The organism is Ruminococcus sp. AM31-15AC (assembly GCF_003462045.1).
GTDB classification, from domain to species: domain Bacteria; phylum Bacillota; class Clostridia; order Oscillospirales; family Ruminococcaceae; genus Hominimerdicola; species Hominimerdicola aceti.
On the sequence record NZ_QTYG01000074.1, the window covers coordinates 1 to 8,228 of the forward strand.

Here is an 8,228-nt window from a genome sequence, read left to right on the forward strand (position 1 = left end):
TAGGTATTTTAAAATTGAAAATGAAAAGGATAATTTTGTTTATTTTTATGAAAATGATTCTATTTTCTACCTAAACAATAGACATCCTTGTAGCCTGAATATGTATTGCATTTGTGATTTTTGTTGGCTGTTGATCGGTGAAGATGATGAAATTTATGAAGTTAAAGTAAAACTGTAAATTTTTGCTCTCACAACTTCGATAATTTATCATGCTGTTGATTTTTGGCTGGATAGTTTAAAGTTATACAGATTAGCGATGGACGGCAACACTGCTGCGGCAGAACAACTTGCTGCACGAACTAAAATGGACTGCATAACGCATACAATTTTTCTTGCTGACGGAGCATTTTTAGAGCCGATAGCTAACGTATTCATGTGAATGTATCATAGTTATTTTATTTCTTGATTTTTTTAGCTTAATGATATTTGGAGGGCATTGAATTTATCTCAGTGTCCTGCTCGCTTTTCAATGCAAAAAATATCCCCTCCAAAGCATTTGCCTTGAAGGGGATTAACTATATGCGTTTTACTGTGGCTTCTTAACGTCTGTCATGACTTCTTTAAGTCCTGTTGCAAGACCTGCAATACCCTGTATCTCACTTGGTATAATGATCTTTGTAGCCTTGCCGTCTGCTGCCTTAGCAAATGCTTCAAGGCTCTTGAGCTGGATTACCTGCTCGTTAGGGTTAGCAGCATTCAGCTTGACGATACTCTCGGCAATCGCCTTCTGTACCATGTCGATAGCCTGCGCTTCACCTTCTGCCTCAAGTATCTTCTGCTCCTTTACAGCGTCTGCACGAAGTATCATAGACTGCTTCTCAGCTTCGGCTGCAAGTATCTGTGACTCCTTGTCTGCCTGTGCTCTGAGTATCTTAGATTCTTTCTCACCCTCTGCAACAAGTACCTGAGATTTCTTCTCAGCCTCTGCCTGAATGACCTTTTCACGTCTTTCACGGTCAGCTTTCATCTGCTTTTCCATTGCATCCTGAATTTCTCTTGGCGGAAGAATATTCTTAAGCTCAACTCTCTGCACCTTGATGCCCCACCTATCTGTGGCTTCATCAAGAATTGCTGTGATCCTTGTGTTGATAATGTCACGGGAAGTGAGCGTAGCCTCAAGATCAAGATCACCAACAATGTTTCTGAGTGTTGTTGCCGTCAGATTTTCAATAGCTGAGATAGGTCTCTCAACGCCGTATGTGAACTGCATTGCGTTTGTTATCTGGAAGAACACAACAGTGTCTATCTGCATTGTTACGTTATCCTTTGTGATAACTGACTGTGGCTTGAAGTCAACTACCTGCTCTTTGATAGATACTCTTTTTGCAACTCGGTCGATAAAAGGTACTTTTACGTGAAGTCCCGTTCCCCATGCCGCATGTAAAGCTCCAAGTCTTTCAACTACAAATACATATGCCTGCGGTACTATCTTGATGTTGCTGATAACAATGATTATAAGCAATACGATGATAGCAAGTACGATATAAATTCCAGGTTCCATTATATGCCTCCTAAAAATAAGTTTATGTAAGCTGTTACTTTTCTTCTGAAACTATCAGCTTTGCACCGTCAATACGCACTACCTTCACTGGTGTGCCTTCTGAGATCTTTGAGCCGTCCTCAGTTCTTGCTGCCCAATCTGTGCCCTCAAGAGTGACCCTGCCTTTGTTCACAGAGTTATCTATAGGCTCAATAACTATTGCAGTTTTTCCCACATCAAGCTCGTAATTTGTTGCAACTGGCTTGTTCTGGAGCTTCTTGACCACAGGTCTTGTAAGCAAAAGAAGTATGATCGAGCTTACGACGAATACGATGCACTGTGTAAGGAAAGAAAGCTTAGCTATGGCACAAAACATCGCAATAAGCGCTGCTATAGCAAGCCATATAGACACAAGTGCCGTTCCTGTTGCGACCTCGCATACAACAAAGAACACGAAAGCTAAAGCCCAAAAAACTATTTTGAGTGTAGCAATTGTCATATGATACCCCCTGTTCCTCTCATTTATTTAAGATTTATTATAACATATTATTTTAAAATTTACAATAGCTAAGACACAATATTTTTGCTTTTTTAACTTTAATCTTCAATGATTTTACATTGACCGTACCATATTTTATTAGCTGTACTCTAATATATACATGTTGATGCTGCTACATAAAGAAAAAGTACTTTTAAAAGATAGTTATATAAAAAAATTTACAGTAAAAGCGGTAACCCGCCGGAGGTAACCGCTTTTACTATTTGTGTAATTATACGTTGTCACTGAAATAAACATCATACCAAACAAGGAATGAGAACACTGTCCAGATCTTTCTAGAATAATCATACTTGCCTGCACGATGATCGTCAAGAAGCTGTACAAGCTTATCTGTGTGGAAGAACTGTGCCGACTGAGGAGAAGTAAACTTATCCTTTACTATATTATAATACTTATCTTCTTTGAGCCATACCCTGATAGGAACAGGGAAGCCGAGCTTCTTTTTCTTAGCTGTCTGTGGAGGGCAAGCCTGAAGTGCAGCAAGACGCATTGCATACTTCGTTTCAGTTTCAGTAACTCTGTCCTTTACAGGTATTTGCTCTGCAAGCTCCATTACCTTTCTGTCAAGGAACGGTACACGAAGCTCAAGAGAGTGAGCCATGCTCATTTTATCCGCCTTAAGAAGAATATCACCTGTCATCCAAAGGTGCAGGTCAATGTACTGCATCTGCGTTACCTGATCCTGATCTCTTACCTTGTCATAGAACGGCTTTGTGATAGCCATAGCGTCAGGAGCGTTTGTCTTTATGCTCAGAATATCCTTGCGCTCTTTCTCAGAGAAGATGTATGCGTTACCAATAAATCTCTCGTCAAGGTCCTTAGAACCTCTTATAAGATAGTTTATGCCGTGCTTGTGAGGCAGTTTCTCAGCAACTGCACCAACAGCCTTTCTGATAGGTCTTGGTATCTTGAAGTAGCTTGCCATATCAGCAGGGTTGTGATAGATGTTGTATCCACCGAATATTTCGTCTGCACCCTCGCCTGAAAGCACTGCCTTGACCTTTTCAGAAGCTATTTGACATACGAAGAACAGAGCCACAGCCGCAGGGTCTGCGAGAGGTTCGTCCATGTGATATTGTATTTTTGAAAGGCTGTTCCAGTATTCCTCAGGCTGATGACCTTTGAGAAATTCTCCTTGTGGATATACTTTGAAAATTCCTTAGCATAACCTATCTCGTTGTACTTTTCGTCCTCACCAAAGCCTACAGTAAAGGTCTTGTCAACGTTGGCAACAGCGGCAACATAGCTTGAGTCAACACCGCTTGAAAGGAAGGAACCTACCTCAACGTCAGCGAACTTGTGTACCTCAACAGAGTTCTTGAAAGTGTCGGATATCCTATTCACCCAATCTTCAAGAGCAGGGCCATTGTCAGCGTGGAATTTAACTTCCCAATATCTTCTTACGTTCATCTCGCCGTTCTTGTATGTAAAGCAGTGAGCGGCAGGGAGCTTGTAAACATTTTTGAAGAAAGTTTCTGTTGTAGGAGAATATTGGAATGTTAGATAAGTTTCAAGAACGTCTGTGTTAAGCTCCTTCTTAAAATGAGGGTGGTCAAGAAAACTCTTTATCTCAGAACCCCACATAAGAGTTTCGCCCATTTTTGCGTAGTAAAGAGGCTTGATACCGAAGAAATCTCTTGCACCGAAAACCTCGTTTGTGTTCTTATTGAAGATAACGAATGCAAACATACCTCTCAGCTTGTCGAGCATATCCTCGCCCCACTGCTCATAGCCGTGGATAAGCACCTCTGAGTCGGTCTGTGTATAGAACTTGTGACCAGACGCTACAAGCTCTTCACGGAGATCCTTGTAGTTGTATATCTCACCGTTGAATGTAAGTACCAACGACTTATCTTCATTGAAGATAGGCTGGCTACCTTGATCTGAAAGGTCGATGATCGAAAGTCGGCGGAAACCCATTGCGATCTGCTCGTCAACATATTTTCCGTCAGAGTCAGGACCTCTATGTTTTATTCTATCCATCATTTTTCCAAGAACTATGGAAGCGTCATTGATTTTATTTGTAAATCCAACAAAACCGCACATATAAAAGCCTCATTTCTGTTAAATCAAATTGCCTGTATCTTAGTTAATACGGCCGCTTGTCGCCTAGTGAACGTCAAGCAATATAATACTTATTATACACTATATGCGGCTTTTTTGCAAGGGGTAAAAACAAAAATTAAACAATAAAAGAAATTGTCTTTTGTGCATTTATCACATGGCAGTGTGTATGGTATAAAAATATCTGCGATTTTGTCATTTTGGCTTGAAAAAGGCAGAGGGATATAGTATAATGGTATTAAAATCATATTTTGGAGAAGATCTTATGAACGATAACAAAAAGAAGAAAAATGGTTATAGATTGGATATTGTGTTGATAGTGAGTTTTTTTGTAATGCTGATATCTTTCTGCGCCTACATGATGAATACTACTCTCGAAGAGGTACTTGAAAATGAAACAGGCAGCTCTGTAGTCACACATGATTACACTTACGAGAGTGCCGAGAGCAGTTCAGCAGCATAACATAAAATTTAAAAACTCGACAAGTTAAAGTGCTTTACGTGCTTGCCAAATTCGCTTATTTACGACATTTCGGAGGCATGAAGCAGCACTTAAAAATGTATAAGACGACAAGTTAGCTCACTTTACAGTATCAATAACCAAACTATATTGTATTATGCATTGTAAAGTTCGACTGCATTACAACTAAAAGCATTCTACTTGACACCTAAAATCAATATCTGACGAAATGTGGCTTTGTGCATTTAATACAAATAACAAAGTCACATTTTGTTGTATAACGCCTTGACTTTGCGTCATTTATACTATATACTTGTATTAAGCACTGCTTTTTATACAATATGTTGTGATTTGCGGTGCGAGTTGTGAGAATATAAAAAATATAAGGATAAATTGGGAAAATCGGAGGCGGTATTGTGATAATCAAGATAAAAAAGCGTGACGGACGTACTGTAACTTTCAATATTGAGAAAATAGCTGGCGCTATATACAAGGCGGCTCAGTCTGTGGGCAAGGATAACTATGAGGAAGCTTTGGAGCTTTCGGGTAAAGTTGTTGATAAGCTTATGGAAAAACACCTTGATATGCCTACTGTTGAAGAGATTCAGGATTGCGTTGAGCGTGTACTTATCGAGGAGGGCATGGCTGATACTGCAAAAAGTTATATACTCTACCGCTCAAACAGGACTCGTGCAAGAGAAATGAATACCCGTCTTATGAAAGTTTATGAGGATCTTACTTTCCAATCAGCGAAAGATAACGATTTGAAGCGTGAAAATGCTAATATAGACGGCGATACCGCAATGGGTACAATGCTTAAATACGGCTCTGTGGGTGCTAAGGAGTTCAATGAGATGTATGTTCTTGCTCCAGAGCATTCAAAGGCTCATCAGGAGGGCGATATCCACATTCATGACCTTGATTTTTATACACTGACCACCACTTGTACTCAGATAGACCTTACAAAGCTTTTTGATAAGGGATTTTCTACAGGTCATGGTTTTTTGCGTACACCAAATGATATACAAAGCTATGCGGCGCTTGCTTGTATTGCTATCCAATCAAATCAGAACGACCAACACGGTGGTCAATCTCTTCCTAAATTCGATTATGATATGGCTGAGGGCGTAAGAAAGACGTTCAGACACCGCTATCGTGACAATATCGGCAGGGGGCTTGCTTTGCTTGGTGAAGTTTCTGATGCTCAGAGCATTGCAAAGAAAATAACTGAAATGCTTGATGAGCAGGGTTTAAAGATCACTCTCGCCAATGATAACGGCTATCAAGAGGCTGAAGCACAGTTTCTTGTGAATTTTGTTGACGCACCTATAGTTAAGAAGATACAGAGTTTTGCATATAAAAACTCTTTGAAAGAAACTGACAGAGCCACATATCAGGCAATGGAAGCGCTTATCCATAATCTGAATACCATGAACTCCCGTGCAGGCGCTCAAACGCCTTTCAGCTCCATAAATTATGGTACTGATACTTCTATCGAGGGCAGACTTGTTATAAAGAATATTCTTCTTGCAGAGGAAGCAGGACTTGGCAATGGTGAAACGCCTATTTTTCCTATACATATTTTCAAGATAAAAGAGGGCGTGAACTTTAACCCTGATGACCCGAACTATGACCTTTTCAAGCTTGCCTGCCGTGTATCAGCGAAGCGTCTTTTCCCGAATTTTTCATTTATCGACGCTCCTTTCAATCTACAGTATTACAAGGAGGGCAATCCTGACACTGAGATAGCTTACATGGGTTGCCGCACAAGAGTTATCGGTAACGCATATGACCCTACTCGTGAGATAGTGACAGGCAGGGGAAATCTCTCTTTTACTACCATTAATCTCCCTAGACTTGGCATAAAAGCACAGCGTAATATCGGTGCTTTCTTTGACAGCCTTGATGAGCTTATGGATCTTTGTATCGACCAGCTTATGCACAGATTTAAGATACAGTGTTCAAAGCGTGTGAGAAACTATCCGTTCCTCATGGGTCAGGGCATATGGCTCGATTCAGAGAAGCTTACGGCTGACGATACGCTTGAAGAAGTTCTAAAGCATGGCACGCTTTCCGTGGGCTTTATCGGTCTTGCTGAGTGTCTTAAAGTGCTTACTGGCAAGCACCATGGTGAAAGTGAAGAAGCAAGAGAGCTTGGCTTGGAGATAATCTCACGTATGAGAGCAAGAATGGACGAGGAAACAAAGCGTACTGGTCTTAACTTCTCGTTGCTTGCAACGCCTGCTGAGGGACTTTCTGGCAGATTTGTTAAAATGGATAGAGAACGTTATGGCGAGATAGCAGGAGTTACGGACAGAGAATATTATACTAATTCTTTCCATGTACCTGTTTACTATCCGATAACAGCGTTTGAGAAACTTAAAATAGAAGCTCCTTACCATGCTCTTACAAATGCAGGCCATATAAGCTATATCGAGCTTGACGGCGATCCGCTGAACAATCTTTCTGCATTCGAGAAAGTCGTAAGATATATGAAAGAAGTTGGCATAGGCTATGGCTCAATAAACCACCCTGTTGACCGTGATCCTGTTTGCGGATATACTGGAATAATAGGTGACAAATGCCCGAAGTGTGGACGTTCTGAGGCTGAACACAGCAAGGTGATACATGAGAGGATACCTCGTGCAAAAGCCTGCTGTGAGGGTGACAATTAGCCATGGAGCTTAGGATAGCAGGCACTGTCGGTGAATCTATCGTAGACGGACCGGGTTTTAGGTTCACTATTTTTACGCAGGGCTGTCCACACGGCTGTGAGGGTTGTCACAATCCGCAGACACATGATTTTAACGGTGGCATTGTCGTTGACACAGACCAGCTTTACAATGAGATAATAAAAGACCCGCTTCTTGACGGTGTGACGTTCAGTGGCGGTGAGCCTTTCTGTCAGTGCAAACCGTTAGCAGAGCTTGCAGTAAAGATAAAAGCGTTCAATGGCTTTCCGCTGAATGTTATTTCATTCACAGGCTATACTTATGAATATCTTATTGCAAACGCTAACGCTGAAAACGGCTATATGGAGCTTCTATGTCAGCTTGATTATCTTGTTGACGGACCATTTATTCTGTCGCAGCGAAGCCTTGAGTTGAAATTTATGGGCAGTAGAAATCAACGCTTCATCGACGTACAGAAGTCTTTAAAAAAGGGTTGTGCGGTGGCTATAGAGCCTTATTGATTTTTTACTATTTGGAAGATAAAAATGGCGTTGTAAAAAAAACAGCGCTCAAAGAGTCAAGATTTCCTGCTTTTGGGAAATCTTGACTCCTTTTTATGCCAGATCGCAAAAATAACTATTTTGGCTGAATTTTGGGTACAGCAAACACAGCGGCACAAAAACTGCGTTTTTGCCGTGTTGAAAATGTGGAAAATATTTTAAATTTATGCCGCTTTTTTTATTGCAGACTTTTTCAAGTGGAATTTATGAAGATTAAAACCACAGCAAATCATCGCAATTTCTAAATTCAAGGCTTTTGATCCTCTTCTGCGAGCTCTGGTATATGACCTGTTCCACTTGATAATGCCGTTTGCACCTTCCGACTGGATACTTCGGTTCATACGCAGCAGTGCTCCGTGAATGCTGTTCAGGTTGCAGAGAACTTCCTTGTGAAACTTTGTCAGTTCTTCATTCAAGCGAATTTTACGGTTTC

The 8,228-nt window shown here is 40.8% G+C and carries 6 protein-coding genes and 1 pseudogene; 3 read left to right on the forward strand and 4 right to left on the reverse strand.

The genetic code is table 11. The features are described 5' to 3' along the window. Positions 1 to 526 precede the first annotated feature (526 nt). The 3 genes and pseudogenes from DW793_RS13245 to asnB form a co-directional block, all read right to left on the reverse strand. Positions 527 to 1,501 carry an SPFH domain-containing protein gene (locus tag DW793_RS13245; protein ID WP_118158422.1) on the reverse strand — a complete coding sequence of 325 codons (975 nt, stop codon included), beginning with the start codon at positions 1,499 to 1,501 and terminating at the stop codon, positions 527 to 529. A 34-nt stretch (positions 1,502 to 1,535) separates the two neighbouring features. Next, a complete protein-coding gene (locus DW793_RS13250; RefSeq protein WP_118158423.1) occupies positions 1,536 to 1,979 on the reverse strand; it encodes an NfeD family protein in 444 nt (147 codons plus the stop codon). Positions 1,980 to 2,250: 271 nt separating this feature from the next. Continuing rightward, positions 2,251 to 4,085: pseudogene (gene asnB / locus DW793_RS13255) on the reverse strand (asparagine synthase (glutamine-hydrolyzing)). A gap of 283 nt (positions 4,086 to 4,368) precedes the next feature. Here asnB and DW793_RS13260 point away from each other — a divergent pair. From DW793_RS13260 to nrdG, 3 genes are all read left to right on the forward strand, one after another. Next, positions 4,369 to 4,566 (forward strand): hypothetical protein, encoded by a 198-nt coding sequence (locus tag DW793_RS13260; protein ID WP_022287342.1) that lies wholly within the window; start codon positions 4,369 to 4,371, stop codon positions 4,564 to 4,566. 413 nt (positions 4,567 to 4,979) lie between these two features. Further along, positions 4,980 to 7,238, forward strand: a complete 2,259-nt coding sequence (locus DW793_RS13265) for an anaerobic ribonucleoside triphosphate reductase (protein WP_117927603.1) — start codon at positions 4,980 to 4,982, stop codon at positions 7,236 to 7,238. Between the two features lie 2 nt (positions 7,239 to 7,240). Further along, positions 7,241 to 7,756: an anaerobic ribonucleoside-triphosphate reductase activating protein gene (nrdG, locus tag DW793_RS13270; protein WP_118158424.1), complete on the forward strand. Its 516-nt coding sequence runs from the start codon at positions 7,241 to 7,243 to the stop codon at positions 7,754 to 7,756. A 203-nt stretch (positions 7,757 to 7,959) separates the two neighbouring features. Here the strand turns inward: nrdG and DW793_RS13275 are convergent. Continuing rightward, positions 7,960 to 8,228 (reverse strand): transposase (locus tag DW793_RS13275; protein ID WP_181988380.1); only part of this gene is annotated, 269 nt, incomplete at its 5' end.

What these genes read in the sequence shown, in the direction of transcription:
- DW793_RS13245 (WP_118158422.1), bottom strand. Translation starts at nt 1,501, where the DNA reads ATGGAACCTGGAATTTATATCGTACTTGCTATCATCGTATTGCTTATA.
- DW793_RS13250 (WP_118158423.1), bottom strand. Translation starts at nt 1,979, where the DNA reads ATGACAATTGCTACACTCAAAATAGTTTTTTGGGCTTTAGCTTTCGTG.
- DW793_RS13260 (WP_022287342.1), top strand. Translation starts at nt 4,369, where the DNA reads ATGAACGATAACAAAAAGAAGAAAAATGGTTATAGATTGGATATTGTG.
- nrdG (WP_118158424.1), top strand. Translation starts at nt 7,241, where the DNA reads ATGGAGCTTAGGATAGCAGGCACTGTCGGTGAATCTATCGTAGACGGA.